At 66.3% G+C, this 16,994-nt stretch carries 14 protein-coding genes; 12 read left to right on the forward strand and 2 right to left on the reverse strand.

Translation table 11 applies throughout. The features are described from left to right. The first annotated feature begins 727 nt into the window (after positions 1–727). On the forward strand, positions 728–1,783 hold the full coding sequence (locus AWC08_RS35880) for a chemotaxis protein (protein ID WP_218621754.1): 1,056 nt from the start codon (positions 728–730) through the stop codon (positions 1,781–1,783). Positions 1,784–2,204: 421 nt separating this feature from the next. On the opposite strand, the gene AWC08_RS27950 is transcribed toward AWC08_RS35880, so the two are convergent. Next, the gene (locus AWC08_RS27950; protein WP_051445798.1) at positions 2,205–2,645 is read right to left on the reverse strand and encodes a PIN domain-containing protein; all 441 of its coding nucleotides are present in this window, start codon (positions 2,643–2,645) and stop codon (positions 2,205–2,207) included. After that, positions 2,630–2,902 (reverse strand): hypothetical protein, encoded by a 273-nt coding sequence (locus AWC08_RS35885; RefSeq protein WP_069432798.1) that lies wholly within the window; start codon positions 2,900–2,902, stop codon positions 2,630–2,632. Before AWC08_RS35885 ends, AWC08_RS27950 begins: the two co-directional genes overlap by 16 nt. Before the next feature lie 120 nt (positions 2,903–3,022). On the opposite strand from AWC08_RS35885, the gene AWC08_RS37710 reads away from it, so the two are divergent. The 11 genes from AWC08_RS37710 to AWC08_RS28005 all read left to right on the forward strand — a co-directional run. Beyond that, positions 3,023–4,111, forward strand: a complete 1,089-nt coding sequence (locus tag AWC08_RS37710; protein WP_155250272.1) for a VldE C-terminal domain-containing protein — start codon at positions 3,023–3,025, stop codon at positions 4,109–4,111. A 24-nt stretch (positions 4,112–4,135) separates the two neighbouring features. Beyond that, positions 4,136–5,665 (forward strand): type VII secretion protein EccB, encoded by a 1,530-nt coding sequence (gene eccB / locus AWC08_RS27960; protein WP_051445778.1) that lies wholly within the window; start codon positions 4,136–4,138, stop codon positions 5,663–5,665. Beyond that, positions 5,662–9,885, forward strand: a complete 4,224-nt coding sequence (locus tag AWC08_RS27965; protein ID WP_042910069.1) for a type VII secretion protein EccC — start codon at positions 5,662–5,664, stop codon at positions 9,883–9,885. Before eccB ends, AWC08_RS27965 begins: the two co-directional genes overlap by 4 nt. A gap of 75 nt (positions 9,886–9,960) precedes the next feature. Beyond that, a complete protein-coding gene (locus AWC08_RS27970) occupies positions 9,961–10,257 on the forward strand; it encodes a PE family protein (RefSeq protein ID WP_042910070.1) in 297 nt (98 codons plus the stop codon). 23 nt (positions 10,258–10,280) lie between these two features. Next, positions 10,281–11,444, forward strand: a complete 1,164-nt coding sequence (locus tag AWC08_RS27975; RefSeq protein WP_082408972.1) for a PPE family protein — start codon at positions 10,281–10,283, stop codon at positions 11,442–11,444. Positions 11,445–11,575: 131 nt separating this feature from the next. Next, complete coding sequence (locus tag AWC08_RS27980) at positions 11,576–11,872, forward strand: WXG100 family type VII secretion target (RefSeq protein WP_042910071.1); 297 nt, start codon at positions 11,576–11,578, stop codon at positions 11,870–11,872. Between the two features lie 43 nt (positions 11,873–11,915). After that, on the forward strand, positions 11,916–12,206 hold the full coding sequence (locus tag AWC08_RS27985; RefSeq protein ID WP_042910072.1) for a WXG100 family type VII secretion target: 291 nt from the start codon (positions 11,916–11,918) through the stop codon (positions 12,204–12,206). Positions 12,207–12,285: 79 nt separating this feature from the next. After that, a complete protein-coding gene (locus tag AWC08_RS27990; RefSeq protein ID WP_042910073.1) occupies positions 12,286–13,197 on the forward strand; it encodes an ESX secretion-associated protein EspG in 912 nt (303 codons plus the stop codon). 163 nt (positions 13,198–13,360) lie between these two features. Further along, positions 13,361–14,839: a MinD/ParA family ATP-binding protein gene (locus tag AWC08_RS27995; protein WP_142283855.1), complete on the forward strand. Its 1,479-nt coding sequence runs from the start codon at positions 13,361–13,363 to the stop codon at positions 14,837–14,839. Further along, on the forward strand, positions 14,836–16,353 hold the full coding sequence (gene eccD / locus AWC08_RS28000; RefSeq protein ID WP_051445781.1) for a type VII secretion integral membrane protein EccD: 1,518 nt from the start codon (positions 14,836–14,838) through the stop codon (positions 16,351–16,353). Before AWC08_RS27995 ends, eccD begins: the two co-directional genes overlap by 4 nt. A 32-nt stretch (positions 16,354–16,385) precedes the next feature. Continuing rightward, positions 16,386–16,994: S8 family serine peptidase (locus AWC08_RS28005; protein ID WP_244906548.1), on the forward strand; the 609-nt coding region annotated here is incomplete at its 3' end.

Raw genomic sequence — 16,994 nt, forward strand, 5'->3', positions numbered from 1 at the left:
GTCTCCGGGTCGTACTTGCTCGGCATGACATGCACCTTCCCAAGGAAGGAGGTGCGCATCAAACGCGGGATGGTTCACCCTCCTTTTTACCAACCGATTTCCACTCAGCCCAGAGGGCGGTGGCCACGGTCCAAAAGTTAAACAGACAGGAAATGGCTCAAATCAAGATCCATCAACAGACGATCCCGTTTCTCCGAGTCCACCGACTCCTAACCCGACTGGTCAAGCCGGACGCGGTGGCGCTACACGTGATGGATCAGGAGGCAACAACCCACACCTGCCAAGTGGACCACATTTGAGTCCATCAACAGGACCAGGTGAACCGGCACTGCGCCCGACTCCAAATCCGTTGTCGTCGTTGGGTGGGGGTGGTTTGCCTTCGTTGCCGAGCATGCCGGGTGGCGGGGGTGGTGTGCCCGGGTTTCCGATGTCGATGTTGCAGGGCTTCGGCAAATTCCCTGGGGCCACGGGCTTTCCGTCGACGGCCGGTCTGTCGTCACCGGTGAGTCCTCCGCCTGCGTTGTCTTCGTTGGGTGCGGATTTCGGGCGTGGTCTGGCGGCTGGGGCTTCGGCGGCGGGAGCTATGCCGGCGGCTGCGCCTCCTTCGGCTCCGTTGACACCTTTGATGGCGGCTCCGGTGGAAAGTACTGCCGCAGCGGCGGCACCTGCCGCGGCTGCTGTTGCGGCGCCTATCTCTTCGGCGCCTTCGGGCGCGGGGGTGCCCGCGATGGGAGCCGGGGCCGGGTTAGCGCCTTATGGGTCGGTGTTGCCGCCGACGATGTCGAGTCCGGCGCCGGCCAGTGTGGGCGCGGGGTCGCCGGCGGGTTTGGCGGCTGCGGCTGAGGGCGCGGTGTCGACTGCTGGTGGTAGTTCTGCTGGTTTGATGCCGGTGGGGGGTCGGCGCCGCGTTTCGCAGGTTGTTCGGGACAGCGCGGAGACGGATCTTGGGCGGGCGCGGATGGCGGTGGCGGATCTTGCTGGTGCGGCGTCAGTGATCGATCCGGGTTTGGATTGGGCGGTGGCGGTGTCCCGGGATCGGACGGGCGGGATTTCGTTGTGGGTGGCCACGAACGACGGCGCTACCTATATCCCGCCGGGTGTTTTTCTGCATAAGACGATGCCGATTGCGGCGGTCTTCAATGAGGATTTCGATGCGCGCTGGTTCGGCTGGGTGAATCCGGCGGACAAGGTGGTGCGGGCGGCGCGGTCGTTGGGTGAGGAGGTGTCGGCGGTGGCGACGTCGTGGGCGTTGCCGTCGGAATACCTGACCGGGGACCCGGTGCCTGAGATGGCCGTGGGTGTGGCGCCTTCGGGGGTGGATAGTCTGGCGTCGCAGCTGTCGCGTGATCGTTCGCATCGGCTGAAAACGGTGGACCCAGCTTTGTATGCCGCTGTGAAGGATGCCGATCCGTCGGTGATGCGGAGGTATTGCCGAGAGTTGGTGCGGCGGCTGGTTTTCGGTGATGACGCCGAGGGTGTGTCGGCGGTGGTGCAGGCAGTGGGTCGGGCGTTGGTGGCGGGGAACTGGCCGGCGAGGGAGGAGTGGGCGGCGCTGCGAGCGGAATACGATAAGGCGCATCTGTTGGCCGGCACGCAACGCCCCGGGCTTGATGGCTTCGAAAATGCGGCGCAAATCGTCAGCTATGTAAAGTATTTCGTGGAGGCCCGCCGGATGGAGGCGTTGTTGTGTTGGGAACAGCATGGCGGCGACCTGGCGAATGTGGTGTACTCGGCGTGGGTGTGCGGTGTACGGTTGACTCTCAACGACTTTGCGCTTCAGTAGATTTGGGGGGGTTGATGGATCTGGCAGGGCGCCTGAATAAGCTTTTCGATGTCATGCACCCAGTTGGTTCACCCGAAGTTTCGAACACTACCGTTGCGGCCGCGGTTGCCGAACAATCGGGTATATCAGTAACACCGGAGTACCTCGGGTGCCTTCGGGATGGCAGCGAAAAGAGTCCTGGCACAGTCGTTTTACGTGCGATCGCTGAGTTCTTCGGTGTTTCCGCGTCGTATCTGACCGACGTTGATCTTCCGTCTATTGATGCTCAACTTAAGCTGTTGCGGGCACTTCGAGATCAACGTGTGCACGGTATAAGGGCTTGTCGCGGTAATGGTCCCCTGAGTCCGGAGATGTTGAATAGCTTGGCGGACACGCTTAACTCACTCTGAGACTGCTTGCTCGTCGGGGCTGAGCGTTCCGGTTAAAGGCTGCCACGTGTGGCGAGCCACTCGCTGGTGAATCGCAGGTCGGTCTTTTCCGCGAGGATGTCGTAGTCGTGGTCGTAGTGCAGCACTCCTACGCTGTGCCGGTCCGCTAAGGCGGCGATGATGAGATCGACGGGCGGGAGGCGATGGTGTCCGGCGCGGGCGAGTTGATGCTGTGCGTCGAGTGCGCGTTGCTCAACTTTGGTGTCGATGTTCAGCATCGGCAGGGCCGTGAGTTCGCGCAGCAGTTGGTCGTGATCGGTTGCGCTGCGCGCTGAATACCCGGCTTCAAGAAGGAACGGCAAGCAGGTACCGATGCGGCGTTGCTCGATTGCTTCAGCGATTTGCAGGACTCGGTGGTCGGCCAGCGAGGGGGCTGCGAGGCGGACGAATGCCGAATTATCGAGTAGCAGTTGGATACTCACGCGCGCACCCATCCGGATCGGCGTACGTGGTCTGCCGCGTGAATGTCGACCGGAAGACTGCGTGACCGTATCTGGTCGGCGAGTTGTCGCCTCAGGCTTGCTCCGCTGTCGCGCTCGGCATGGATCAGGGCGAGCTTGGCGGCGGCGCCGAGGATGACAAGTTCGCCGAGCTCGACGTGGTCTGTGCCCAGTTCGCGGCGTAGTTCTTCCAATGCTGCTTCGACGGGCGGTGTTTCGGTGATGGCATGTCGGCGGCGTTTGGTGGGCACAGTCCGAGTGTAACACTAGTGTTGCACCAAGGGTCTCTTCTTATAGGGCCGCGTGAAGAACGCCGGTTTTGGTGGTCGTGCGTTGTGGTCGGGGGGTTTTTGGGCGGTTAGTTTTGGTGGGTGAGTGTTGGGGAGTTTGTGGCCGGGGTGGATCGGCTGCTGACTCGTGGGCATGGTTTGTTCCCGGCTGGTGGTGGCGGCGGTGGGGGTGTGTTTGCTGCTGGTGGTGGTGACGGGGGCGTCTCGGTTCCTGAGGTTCCTGGTGGTGGGAGCCGGTTGGCCGGTGGGGTGGTCACCGCGGGTGGGCAGTATTCGCGGGCCCGGGCCTCGGTGGTGGGCCTTGATGTGGAGTCGGGGCAGGCGGCCGGTGAGGGCACGGCGGCCGGTGCATCGGGGCGGGCTGGTGCGGGGGCGATTCGGGATCAGGCGCGGGTAGTCGGGGCGGCGGCGGGGCCGTTGGCGTCGTCACCGGCGGGGGTGCGGTTGGTGGTGGCGACGATGGAGGAGCATTTGGCGGCGATGCAGCGCCAGGTGCAGGCGACCACGGAGCAGAACCGGGTGTTGGCGTTGCGGTTGCGGCAGTTGGCGATGGGCTATCGCGGCATGGGTGGCGGCGGGATGGGCGGGTTGTCCTCGGTGCTGTCGGGGATGGGTTCGGTCCCGTCGTTGGGTGGCGGCGGGGGCGGGTTGAGTGGTTTGAGTGGCCTGGCCGGGTTGCCGACCTCGTTGATGGGCCGCGGCTTTGGCGGTGCGGGCGGCGCGGTCGGCTCGACGACGGGTGGTGTGGTCGGCCGTTCGGTGGGTGGTGAGCTGGGTCCGGGTGTGGCCTCGGAGAAGGGGCTGCAGCGCGACACTATTTTGGCGGCCCGCGCGGTGTCGGCGGCGTTCCCGGAGATCCGCACGATTGGCGGGGTGCGCCCGGATTCGTTGAAGTGGCATCCCAATGGCCAGGCGATCGACGTGATGATTCCCGATCCGACCTCCGCGCACGGTAAGGCGCTCGGTGATGCGGTGATGCGGTTCGCGATGGCGCACCGCGGCCAGTTCAACATTAATCACGTGATTTGGCAGCAGACGATCCACAACCCGGATGGGTCGTCGAGTCTGATGGAGAATCGGGGTTCGCCGACGCAGAACCATATGGATCATGTCCACATCGCGACCAACGGGGGCGGCTTCCCGCACGGCGGCGAGTCCTACCGGCTGTGACCGTGTCAGAAAGGCATTGCTGGGATGGCTGATTCGGCCGATGAAACGACCACGGCGGCTTCTGCGCGTGGCCGCGGGTTAGGGCTGTCGACACGCCTTCAGGTCTCGGGGCACATGTTCATGGCCCGGCGAGCGGTTTTAGCGATGACGCGCCGGCGGGTGCGGATGGAGACCGAGCCGGGCCGCCGGCAGTCGATGGCGGTGCTGGCCGGGGTGACGTTGACGGCGGTGCTGTGTCTGGGCGCGCTGTTTTGGTCGTTTGTGCGTCCGGCAAGTTCGGCGGGGACGTCGCGGATTCTGGCGGATCAGAATTCGGGTGCTTTGTATGTGCGGGTGGGCGAGAAGCTGTATCCAGCGTTGAATTTGGCGTCAGCGCGTCTGATCGCGGGGGAGCCGGCGACGCCGGATCGGGTGCGGCGCAGCGAAATCGATGCGCGCCCGCGGGGGGCGTTGGTAGGTATTCCGGGTGCACCGCAAGAGATGTCACCGGTGTCTCCGGCGCGTTCGTCGTGGCTGGTGTGTGATGAGATCACCAAGGCGTTCGGGGCGGGGGCGCCCGAGCCGGTGGCGGTGACGGTCATTGATGGGCAACCGGATCTGGGCGGGCGGCGGCATGTGCTGGGGGCTGAGGAGGCTCTGGTGCGGCGCTACGGCGATCAGGTGTGGCTGATCCGCGACGGGCGGCGTTCGTTGGTTAATCGCAGTGCGCGGGCGGTGTTGTTGGCCCTTGGGCTGGGTGAAGATGCCTTGTCGGCGGCGCGGCCGATGAGTCGGGCGTTGTTGGATGCGGTGCCGGTGGGTCCGGAGTTGTCGGTGCCGGTGGTTCCGGCTGCGGGTTCGGCGGCGCGGTTTGCTGATGCGCCGGGGCCGGTGGGTGCGGTGGTGGCGACTCCACAGGTGGGTGGGCAGACGGCGTATTCGGTGGTGCTGGCCGACGGTATTCAGCCGATCTCGCCGGTGGTGGCGCAGGTGTTGCAGAACGCGGGGGCTTCGGCCCCGGTGGTGGCTGGGACGGTGCTGGCGAAGTTACCGGTGGTCACCTCGCTTGATTTGTCGGCGTTTCCGGTCTCCCCGGTGCATCTGGTGGACAGTGCGCTCAATTCGGTGGCGTGCTGGCAGTGGCAGCGTGTGGTGGGTGAGTCGGCGGCGAGCACGGCGCTGATCGCCGGGGCGAGTATCCCGGTCGCTGAGGCACATGTCGATCAGGTTGTGGAGTTGGTGAAGGGTCCAGAGTCGGCGGTGCAGGCCGATCGGGTGTTCTTTGGGCCGGGGTTCGCCAATTACGTGGTGTCGACGGGCAATTCGGTGTCGTCGGCGACGGCGGAGTCGCTGTGGTGGGTCTCGGAGTCGGGGGTGCGGTTCGGGATACCGCGCGAAGATGACACGTTGCGGGCGTTGGGGTTGGACCCGAAAAGCTTTGGGCCCAGCCCGGCGCCGTGGCTGGTGTTGCGTCTGCTGGCTCAGGGCCCGGTGCTTTCCCGTGCGGATGCGTTGGTGCGCCACAACAGTTTGCCGGTCGATCTGAGTCCTGGACAGTTGGAGGTCCCGAAGTGAAGTACGCGTTCGCGCGTCAGAAGCCAGCGGAGCCGCCGGCGTTGCGGTCGGTGGAAGTTGAGTTGCCGACGCCGGTGAGAGTGCCTGTTCCGCAGGGTAAGCCGTTGTGGTCGGTGGCGTTGGTCATCGGGTTGATGGCGATGGTGGGCGGCATGGTGTGGATGAGTTTCGCCGGCGGGGCGCGCTCGTTTTCTGGTGCGGGGTCGCTGTTTCCGATCATGATGGTCGGGGGTTTGTTCGCGATGTTGTTCAGCGGTCGGGGTTCTCAGGACATGTCGCGCGCGAAGTTGGATGCGCTGCGTGCCCGGTACTGCTTGACGATTGACGAGAGGCGCGACATGGCGGCGGCGGCCGCGGACCGTTTGGGGGAGCATTACCGCTGGTATCACCCGGCGCCGCAGACGCTGGAGTCGGCGTTGGGTGGGGTGCGGATGTGGGAACGCACCGCCGATGGCGGCGCCGACAGCTGGTTTGGGGTCGTGCGGGTCGGGGTCGGGATGACCGACTTGCAGGAGTCGGCGGCCGCGGTGTTTAGAGAGCCTGAAGATATGCCCAGTGATATCGAGCTCGAGCCGGTCACCGGCAAGGTGTTGCAGGAGTTCGTGCGGTATCAGACGGTGGCCTACGGGGTTCCGGCGTTGGTGTCGCTGATGGTCGAGCCGGGCTATGAGTTGCGTGGTCCGCGAGAGCGGGTGTTGGCGTTGATGCGGGCGGTCTTGTGCCAGTTGGTGTTTTGGCACGGCCCGGATCATCTGCGGCTGGTGGTGGTCACCGCTGATGTGCCCGAGTGGGATTGGGTGAAGTGGTTGCCGCATGTGGGGGATCCGGTGATCGAGGACGGCGCGGGGCCGGTGCGGATGGTGTACGGGTCGGTGGCCGATTTTGTTGAGGCTCAGGCCGATGCGATGGGGTTGCGGGGCCGCGGGGAGTTTGTGAGCAGGCATAAGCTGATGAAGACCCCGATCGATCCGCTGCCGCACACAGTGATCGTGTGTGATGTCGGGGGGGGCTGGGAGGTGTTGGGTAACTCCGCGGGGGTCAGGGGGATGACGTTTTTCGATCTGCGCGGCTGCGGTGAGGTGCCGGCGTGCGCCGAGCCGGCGCGGGTGCTGCATGTGCGGGAGGACGCCGTGGTGACGGCGGTGCCTCGTGACCCGAAGACCTGGGATGCCTTGCCGGATGCGCCCCAGTTTTTTGCGGTGGCTGATCAGATGAGCAGCGATGAGGCTGAGGTGTTCGCTGAGCGGATGGCGCGCTGGCGTCTGGCCGAGGCTTATGAGTCGATCGAGGTGAATTCGGCGTCGCGGTTCATGGCGCGAGACATTCTGGCGCACTACGGGATTGATGATCCGGCCAATATTGATTTCGAAAAGTTATGGGAGTCGCGCAGCGACATCAATAACTCAGTACAACGCTTGAATGTGCCGATCGGCAACCGCGCCGATAACAATGAGCTGCTCTTTGTCAACCTCAAAGAGTCGGCTGAAGGTGGGATAGGTCCGCATGGGGTGATGGTGGGCTCCACCGGTTCGGGCAAGACGACGATGCTGCGGGCGTTGATCGAGTCGCTGATGTTGGGTCATCCGCCGCAGAATCTGCAGTTTCTCCTTGCCGACCTTAAAGGTGGCGCGGGGGTTAAGCCATTTGCGGGTGTTCCTCATGTCGCGCAGATCATTACCGATCTTGAGGAGGATCAGAACCTGCTCGGGCGCTTCGTCGAGGCGCTGTGGGGCGAGATCGCGCGCCGAAAAGCGTTGTGCGACTTTGCTGAGGTCGATGACGCCAACATGTACAACAAGAAGCGCGCCGATCAGTTGGCGCGCGGAGATGCTGATCCGCTGCCGCCGATGCCGGTGCTGATGGTGGTCATCGATGAGTTCGCCGAGTTGTACCGGATCGCCGCAGATATCGAGGAGGTGCTGATTCAGCTGTGCCGCCAGGGCCGCTCGCTGTGGGTGCATCTGCTGATGGCCAGCCAGGAGCTCGGTACCCGCGCCGAGAAGCTGATAACCAACATCCATTACCGGATCGCGTTGGCACTCAATTCGAGGAATGATGCGGCGCAGATCGGGGTGCTGAACGCAATGAACCTGCCCAAGAATGGGCAGGCGTATCTGGCGTTCGGTCCGAAGGATGATGGCTCGCTGGTGAGGTTTCAGGGGGAGTATCTGTGGCGCGAGTACCGCAAGCCGGGCACCGAGGATTTCACCACCGGTGAGGATGCTGTGCCGGCGTCGGTGAATTATTTCGCTCCGCAGCTGTTCGGCACCGATTTCACTCCGTTACCGCTGCCCGATGACTTCGACGATGTCGCGGCGCAGGACAGTGTCGAGGCGGCGCAGGAGGAGCCCGCGCGTGGCGAACAAGAAGCCGCGGCGGCCGATAGTGCGCTGATGCGCCCGCAGGTGGGCCGGGTGATCATCGACGAGCTGCGCCGGGTCCGTTTTGAGCCCTATCGGCTGTGGCAGCCTCCGCTGGATGCGCCGTGGACCATCGAGCGGCTCGTCGATACGTTTTTGGGGCGCCGGTGGGACACCGAATATGCCGCACGCCCAAACCTGGTGTTCCCGATCGGGCTGGTGGACCGGCCATTCAAGCACGACCAGCACCCGCTGGTCGTCGATGTGTCAGGCCCGGGCGCCAACGTGGTGATCGTGGGCGCTCAAAGGACGGGGAAAACGACAACCCTGCAGGATCTGATCTGCGCGGCGGCGATGACTCACACTCCCGAGCAGGTGCAGTTCTACTGCTTGGCATTTTCCTCGGCGGCGCTGGCGACGGTGGAGGGTCTGCCGCACGTCGGTGCGGTCGCCCAGGCCCTCGACGGCGACGGGGTACGACGCACGGTGGCCGAGATGACAGAGCTGCTCGCAAGCCGCAAACGCCGCTTCGAGCAAACCGGGGTCATGTCGATGGAGGTGTTCCGGCGGCGCAAGTCTGGCCAGGAGGCCGGAGAGTGCCCCGACGACGGCTATGGCGATGTGTTTCTGGTCATCGACAATTACGCAGCGCTCAATCTTGCGTACGAAAACGAAGTGCTGATGGACATGGTGGACCGGATCATCGCCGAGGGCCCCACATTCGGTATCCACGTGGTGGCCGCGGTGAACCGGCTCGCTGAGCTGCGAATCAAGGTGCGCGGCGCGTTCGGGTCGAAAGTGTGGCTGCGTCCCACCGATATTCACGACGTCACCGATCTACCGAAGCCGCGGCTGGCCGCGGCCATCCCCGATCGCCCCGGCCGGGGGATGATCGCCCAGAACTATCTGCGGGCGGGTTCGGAGCCGGTCGGTTTGCACACCCTGATGGCCCGGCCCGCGATGGCGGCCAGCACGGAAGAAGATTTCGATTCGAGTAGCGTGGCCGAGGCGGTGAGCCGGGTCGCGAGCCGGTTCACCCCCGCACCCAAGGTGCGCCGCCTACCGGCCCGGCTGTCGCCGGCATCGTTGGGTGCGCGGGCGCGCAGCGACGCGCGGTTCTCGTCATCGATCGTGTGGGCGCTCAGCGAGACCGAGGCCCCGGTCTTTCTCGACCCGGACCGTCATCTGGTGATCGCCGGCAAGGCCGATTGCGGGCGCACGACGGTGTGCGCGACGATCCTGGCCGAGATCGCCCGCCTCTATGCCCTGGATGAGTCGGGTGTGGCGCAGGGGCGTCCGGCTGCGCAGGTGTGGCTGGTCGATCCCCGCCGCCAGTTGCACGCGGTGCTGGGCCCCGCTGGGGTGTACCGCTTCGCCTCCACCGCGGACGGAGTGAAGACCAGGATGGCGGAGCTGGCCGGCGTGCTGGCCTCGCGGCTGCCGCAAGATGATCCCGACGGTGGCGGCCAGATCGTGGCGCGTAGTTGGCAGGGGCCCGAGATCTTCCTGGTGATCGACGACGGCGAGCGCATGCCGGGGGGCTTCGACTCGCCGTTCGCTGCGATCGAAGGATTTGTGCAGGTCGGCCACGATGTCGGTTTGCACATCGTCTACACCCACTCGTTCGGGGCGTTCAGCACACAGATGGGAGCCAATCCGGTGCTGCGGATGTTGCGGCAGTCGTTCGCACCGATGCTGATCATGGATTCCGATCCCGACCCCGGCTTCGTGCAGGGCAAGTGGAAGGGCCATCCGATGATCCCGGGCCGCGGATTCTTGATGAATAGCGCCGAATCGGGCGAAGCGGGAATATACGTGCAGGTCGCGGACACCGAACCAGCCGAAATTGATCCGCGGTGACCCAGACATAGAGACATCGGCACCGTTAGACTCAAGCCAGTAGATTGGTACGTTCGTCACGTTTCGGGAGGGTGCATGTTTGTCACGGCGTTACCAGCGGGGCTGGAGTCCTGCGCCTCGGGGCTGGCCGCGATCGGCTCGGCGGTGGCCGCGGGCAACGCCGCGGGGGCGGCCCCGACGTTGGGGGTGGTGCCGCCGGCACCGGAGCCCACTTCGGTGCTGCTGGCCGCTGCGTTCGGCACTCACGCGGGGGTCTATCAGGTCACCCAGGCGATCGGCTCGGTGATCCACGAGATGTTCGTGGCCACCATGGGCACCTCCGCGGCCACGTATGCGGCCTCTGAGGCCCTCAACGCCGTGGCGATGGTCTAAGCGCTTTTCGCGCCGTAGCGCTGATGGTCGATTACGGGGGACCGCCCGAGTACAACTCCGGGCGCATGTATGCCGGCGTCGGGTCGGGGCCGTTGATGGCCTCGGCGGCGGCCTGGCAGTCCCTGGCCGCCGAGTTGGGTTCAGCCGGCGGCGCATTCCAGGCGGTGATCGAAGCGCTGACCAGCACGGCGTGGCTGGGTCCGTCGTCGATCTCGATGGCATTGGCCGCCGCCCCCTACGCGGTGTGGATGATGGCCACGGCCGGACAATGCGAGGCCGCGGCCGCGGCGGCCTCCGCGGCGGCGGGCGCGTTCGAAGCCGCCCGCGCCGGTGTCGTTCCCCCACCGGTGATCGCCGAGAACCGGGCCCAGCTGGCCACCCTGGTCGCCACCAACTTCATGGGCTTCAACACCCCAGCGATCGCGGCCAACGAAGCCCACTACGACCAGATGTGGGCCCAAGACAGCATGGTCTTGTACGGCTTCGCCGCCGACGCCGCCGGCGTCACCGGCACGCTGGTGCCGTTCACGCCGCCGCTGCCCAATTCCGACCCGGTCGGGCTGGCCGCCCAGAGCGCGGCATTGGGCCAGTCCGCGGGCAACGCGGCGGGCCAGCAGCCAATGAATCTGCTCAGCAACGCGGGTCTGCCCGCCGGACTCGACGGCCAGACGATGCTGTCGATGGGCCCGCAGTTGGTCAGCACCATCCCTCAAGTGCTGCAAGGGTTCGCTTCGCCCCTGAGCAGCGGGCTGTCGCCGGCGTCAGGTCTGGGCCAGTTCCAGTCGTTGCTGAGTCCGTTCATGTCGGTGCTGAGCAATCCCGGCATGCTCGGCGGCGCGACCGGCGCCGCGAGCGGTGTGGGAGGACCCGGCCTGGCGGGTCTGGGCGGGGCCTCCTCGGTGGGTGCGCAGGTGGAAGCGATGGCCGGTCGGGCCGGTTCGCTGGGCGGATTGTCGGTGCCGGCGACCTGGACGGCGGGCACCAGTGAAGCGGTGGGAGCGACCGGTGCGGTGACACCGGTCGCCGCGCCGGGCGGTGCGGCGGCATCGTCGGCTGTTCCCGCCTCAGCCCCCGCCGGCGGCATGTATGGCGGCGCCCCGATGGCGGCCGGGATGGGTGCGCGCGGCGGCGACGGTGGCGGCGGCCCGCGCTACGGAACGCCGATCAAGGTGCTGCGCCGACAATAGCCGCGTTGCTTGAAAAATTGCTGGGAAATTGCTTACCGCCGCCGTTGCCGGGGGCCAAAACCGGCTCATAGAATGAGTGTTAGAGCGGCTGGACACTAATTCACTGAGCAAATAAAAGGAGAGCACCAATTATGGCTTCGCGTTTTATGACCGACCCGCACGCGATGCGTGACATGGCGGGCCGGTTCGAGACCCATGCTCAAACGGTGGAGGACGACGCCCGCAAGATGTTCGCGTCCTCGCAGAACATCTCGGGGGCGGGCTGGAGCGGTTTGGCGTCGGCGACCTCGCTTGACACCATGGGCCAGATGAATCAGGCCTTCCGCAACATCGTGAACATGCTGCACGGAGTGCGTGACGGCCTGATTCGCGACGCCGCCAACTACGAACAGCAAGAGCAGGCCTCTCAGCAGATCCTGAGTAGCTAAACCCCCACCCAACGCTTTATCGAGGTCAGGAGAAACTTCAACCATGTCGATCAACTACCAGTTCGGCGACGTCGACGCCCACGGCGCCACGGTCCGGGCCCAGGCCGCGGCATTGGAGGCCGAGCATCAGGGGATCGTGCGCGATGTGTTGGCCGCCGGTGACTTCTGGGGAGGTGCTGGATCAACGTCCTGCCAGGAGTTCATCAACCAACTCGGCCGCAATTTCCAGGTCATCTACGAACAAGCAGGCGCCCACGGCCAAAAGGTGCAGGCCGCAGGCCACAACATGAACAGCACCGACGGGCAGGTCGGCTCCTCGTGGATGTCGGCCTAGCCCGGTTACTGTCAGCAGCGCGGCGGCATCGCAGGGTGCCGCCGCGCTGTCGTCACCATCTGAAGACCACGATTTGCCGATGAGCACCGAGAATTCGCCAACAGACATCACCGTCAATATCGATGGTCTGTGGTTCCTGCAAGCCTTGCTGGGTATCGACCAGTTGGCACCCGAGCTTCGCGGCCACCCCTGCGGCCAGCCCCGCTCGCTGGATTGGGTCGGCACACATCCCGGGTTAGGGGTACTGGTCGAGCAGGGCATCTGTGATGAGGCCGCGGTGGTGCGCGCCGATATCGCCGCGCGAATGCACGTGCTGGCCCACCCCGACGTCGAGGTCATCGTGCTGATCTCACGCGGGCCGATGAACTGGGCGCCGACAGTGGTGCTCGAGGACCCTTCGACGTGGCGGGCGATCCCTGAGGAGCAGCTGCGCATCGTGCTATCCCGGCGCGGCGGCCGGTGGGCCTCGGCGGTGCGCGCCGGCGGGCACATCACCATCGACGACTGCGCCCCGGTGGACGAACACGCTTTGCCGCAATTGGTCATCGCCGCGATGGACTCGGTCCACCAAGTGGCACCCGCGCGCATCAGCGCACTCAATGTGCCACTAGAGGAGATGACGGCGGCGGCCGCCGCCCAGGGGGAGGCGAGCAGCAGCGCCATCAGCAAGCACGCAGCGCTGCGGGCGGTGGGGCTGCGCGGCGCGGCCCTGGCCGAGCTGGAGCGCGCCCTCAACGAGCCTGCGGCGGAGGCGTGCGTCTATGCGCGGGCGTATGTGGATAGCGACACCGTGGGCAGTGAGTCGGTACTGAATCTGCGTGACACCGCCGCCGGCCGCGTCGCGCTCTACCGGCTCAATCCGGCCCAGGGCAGCCGCCAGGAGTGGATGGCGATCACCCCGGGCGGCGCGACGCAGATCCGCCACGGCCTGACCACGGTTCTGGCCAGCGTGCCCGTGCGCTCCTGGCCCACCCACGAACGAATGGCCTAACAATCGCTGCTGATCCCGACTCAAAGAATGGTAATGAGGGTCTCAGCAAACACCGTTATGTTTGCAAACACCGTTATATTTCTCAAAAAATGTTGATCGGGCGTGGTTTGGCGAGAAGTCGAGCCTTAGGATCAGTAGAAGAAGGCCAACGACAAGGCAGGAAATGACGGACAATTCCGATTTCAGGTCACGCTATCTGCCGCCGCCCACCACTGGCGAGCGCCACGACCCCAGCGAGGACCCATCCATGCCCGACCCTGCGATACCCGAGCCGGAGGCACTCGCACCGCCACCGCCGCATGATCCCCACCCACCCAGCGACTACCCGCCGCCGGGACGGTCCCCGCTGTTCGCGCCGCCGCCGGTGACGCAGCGGACACCGACGCCTCCCGCGCAGGCCTCAGCACCGCCGCCGCCACCTGGGCAGACCCCACCCCCGCCGGGGCCCTACCGGGCACCGTCCTACGGCGCCGGGCACTCGTACCCGGGCTCCGATGGTAACCCGTGGGGCTCAGGTGGGGCGTGGAACCCCGCGCCGGCGCATCGGCACGACGGCGAGCCACCCGCCACGCCCGCCGGCCCGGCGCCGGCACCGATCCCACACCCGCCGCGCCTGGAGGACCGCTCGCCGGTGCCACCTGCGCAGCAATGGTCACCGGCGATCGACCCCACAGAACGGTGGACGCCGCGGGCAGACCCGCAGGCATCAGGCGAGTCGTTTCGCACTATCGAAGCGAAGGCGGTCGTCAAGCCTCGCCGCGAACCGGCCACGATGGGGTGGCGCAAGACCGTGTACACGGCCACCGGGACGTTGGTGAATCTGGGCGCTGGGAAACACGAAAAGAAGCTGCTGGACTGGACGAATCGGATCAACGCCAACATTCCCGGCAACTATCAGATCGCCGCGATATCGATGAAAGGCGGGGTGGGCAAGACCCGGCTGACCGCGGCGGTCGGCTCGGTGTTTGCCTATCACCGCGGCGGCGGGGTGATCGCGATCGACGCCGATGACACCGCGGGCCGGCTGGGTGAGTTCATCGACCCCAAGACGAGGGTCGGGGTCCGCGAATTCCTAGCCGATGCCGACGCGCTCACTCACCCGAAAACCCGGCCCTACACCGGGCGCAACCGAGAACGCCTGGAAGTGCTGGCGAGCTATCAAAACGTCGCCACCGATTTCCCTTTCGACGAGCAGGCGTTCTTCGACACCATCCGCCGCACCCGCCAGATCTACCAGCTGGCCATGGTGGACTGCGCGGCCATGAAAGGCGACGTGTTCAAAGCGGTGTTGTCGTCCTCGGATGCGCTGATGATCATCGGATCGTGCACCGTCGAAGGCGCGAAGATGATCGAAAGGACGCTGAATTGGTTGGCGGCCCGGCGCGGCCATGAGCTGCTCCACCGGTCAGTGATCGTGCTCAACGACACCCACCGCAGCGCGACACCGAAACTTTTGTCCCACGTCAACCAAACATTCAGCAAGCGCGTCAAGGCGGTCCTGACGGTGCCCTGGGATCCGCACCTGCGCGATGCCCCCACCCTAGATTTCCCGGCACTGCGCAAGGACACCCAGGAAGCGTTGATGGAATTGGCGGCGGAGTTGAGTGAGGGATTTGCCACCGCCGGAGCCCTGCGCGGATGACGGTGGAACGGGCCCGGGAGGCGACGTCGGGGGCCTCCGCTGGCGTAGCGCTGCCCGATCGGATTCTGGTGGCGATCATCGCCGGAGCCACCAAGATCTCGGTAGTCCTCGACGCCGGTGCGCCGGTCACGGTGCAGCTCTCGGCACTGGTGGATCTGATCACCGCGCGCCTCGAGGAACTGGGACAACCCCCGCTGCGGACGCAGTCGCGGGGCCGCTGGACGTTATGCCGCATGGACGGCAGCGCACTCAAATCGGCCCTGTCGCTGACCGAGCAGGACGTGGTCGACGGAACGAGGTTGTGGCTGCGGCACGCCAGTGACTCCGAGGCGCGGATCGATGTCGTCGAGCACGTCACCTCCGCGGTGGCCCGCGAGCTGCATACACGTTGGCCCGGGGTCACCCCTGAGTGGGCAGCGCGGGTCGGTTCGGGCATCGTGGTCGCCGGTGTGCTGGTGGCTTCGGCGCTGCTGGGCCGGTGGCGTTACGGGCATCTGGACTGGGTGGCGGCGCCCTACTGCGCGGCGCTGGCGGCGGTGTTGATCATCGCGGCGGTGACCATCTTGGTCCGCGAACACGCAAGCGCGCCGTCGCGCGCCGTAGGGGACACGCTGCTGTGGACGGGAATGGTCCCGGCGGCGATCGGCGCCGCTAGTGCGGTTCCGGGCCCGGTGGGGGCACCGCATGCCGCGTTAGGGTTGACCGCGTCGGTGGCTGCCGCAGTGCTGGCGGTCCGCTTCACCGGCCGCCACGTCGCATTGGGCACCGCGGTCATCACGCTGGGCCTAGCCGGTGCTGTGGTCGCGGTGGTGCGGATGACACTGGTGACCTCAGCGCCGATCCTGCTCGGTGTGCTGCTGCTGGTGTCGATCGTAGGCATGCATCTGGCGCCCACGGCCGCGCGGCTGGCCAGCGGGATCCGGCTACCGGTGTTTCCCTCGTCCACCGGCCGCTGGATTTTCGAAACCCGCCCGGATTTGCCGTCGACAAAGGTCGTGGCCAGCGGAGGGTTGGCCACCCTGGACGGCCCGGATTCGGTGCGCGATGTGACGGTGTCCGCCGATCGTGCACGCGCGCATCTGAGCGGGCTGCTCGTGGCCACCGCAGCGCTGATCGTGGTGTGCTGTGTGGGGATGTGCGATCCGCACGCACCGCGGCGCGCTCTGCCGCTGGTGGTGGCGGGCCTGGTCGCGGTCGCGGTGCTGCTGCGGGGCCGCTCCTTCACCGACCGGTGGCAGGCGACGATCCTGGCACTGGCCGCTGTCGCCGTGGTGATCGGTGTGGCCGGGCGCTACGTGCTGGGTCTGTGGTCGTTGCCGGCGCTGCTGATCGGGGTCTCGGTGATCGTGGCCGTTCCGGTCGCCGGTTTGATCGCCGCAGTGGTGGTGCCCCGGCGCTTCTACACCCCGCCGTTCCGCAAGGTGGTGGAGTGGATCGAATACGTGTGTTTGACCGCGATCTTCCCGTTGGCGTTCTGGCTGATGGGTGTCCTGGCCGCGATCCGGTACCGGTAGCGGTGGAGGTGAGACCCTTGAGACGGGACACGATGATCGCCGCCGCGGCGGCCCTGGCGGTGGCAGGTGTGGCGGCGTTGTGGGTGACCCCGCCGGCCGCAGCAGTCGCACCGCCCGAGATCGACCTGGGGGCGCTGCCCGGCGATGGGCCGCCCGGCCCGGATCAGCCGATGCGCCAGGGCACCTACTGCACCCGGGTCGGCACGCTGCCCGGCACCGACTACCGGGTCCAGCCGCATTTCCTGGACATGCTCGATGTGGCCGAGGCGTGGCGCTTCGGGCGCGGTGCCGGGGTGAAAGTCGCGGTCATCGACACCGGCGTCAGTCCGCATCCGCGGCTGACCAACCTGACCGGCGGCGGAGATTACGTCGAGGCCGGCGGGGATGGACTGACCGACTGCGACGCGCACGGCACCATCGTGGCCTCGCTGATCGCCGCCCAACCCAACGACGGCAAAACCCCGCTGCCGCCGCCGCGCCAGTCTCGCCGCCCTGACACAGTCCCGACCACCGAAGCGCCGCCACCGCCACCGCCGCCGCAAACGGTGACGGTGCAGCTGCCGCCGCCGCCGCCGCCGCCCGAAGGAGCCGCCTGGAGGCCGGCGCCCGCGACAGCACCGGCGATCGTGCCGGCCGGGCTG

The sequence above is a fragment of the Mycobacterium gordonae genome, from assembly GCF_002101675.1.
Taxonomy (GTDB): domain Bacteria; phylum Actinomycetota; class Actinomycetes; order Mycobacteriales; family Mycobacteriaceae; genus Mycobacterium; species Mycobacterium gordonae.

Coding starts and splice junctions, on each gene's coding strand:
- AWC08_RS35880 (WP_218621754.1), top strand. CDS start 728: ATGGGAGCCGGGGCCGGGTTAGCGCCTTATGGGTCGGTGTTGCCGCCG.
- AWC08_RS27950 (WP_051445798.1), bottom strand. CDS start 2,645: ATGGGTGCGCGCGTGAGTATCCAACTGCTACTCGATAATTCGGCATTC.
- eccB (WP_051445778.1), top strand. CDS start 4,136: ATGGCTGATTCGGCCGATGAAACGACCACGGCGGCTTCTGCGCGTGGC.
- AWC08_RS27970 (WP_042910070.1), top strand. CDS start 9,961: ATGTTTGTCACGGCGTTACCAGCGGGGCTGGAGTCCTGCGCCTCGGGG.
- AWC08_RS27975 (WP_082408972.1), top strand. CDS start 10,281: ATGGTCGATTACGGGGGACCGCCCGAGTACAACTCCGGGCGCATGTAT.
- AWC08_RS27980 (WP_042910071.1), top strand. CDS start 11,576: ATGGCTTCGCGTTTTATGACCGACCCGCACGCGATGCGTGACATGGCG.
- AWC08_RS27985 (WP_042910072.1), top strand. CDS start 11,916: ATGTCGATCAACTACCAGTTCGGCGACGTCGACGCCCACGGCGCCACG.
- AWC08_RS27990 (WP_042910073.1), top strand. CDS start 12,286: ATGAGCACCGAGAATTCGCCAACAGACATCACCGTCAATATCGATGGT.
- AWC08_RS27995 (WP_142283855.1), top strand. CDS start 13,361: ATGACGGACAATTCCGATTTCAGGTCACGCTATCTGCCGCCGCCCACC.
- eccD (WP_051445781.1), top strand. CDS start 14,836: ATGACGGTGGAACGGGCCCGGGAGGCGACGTCGGGGGCCTCCGCTGGC.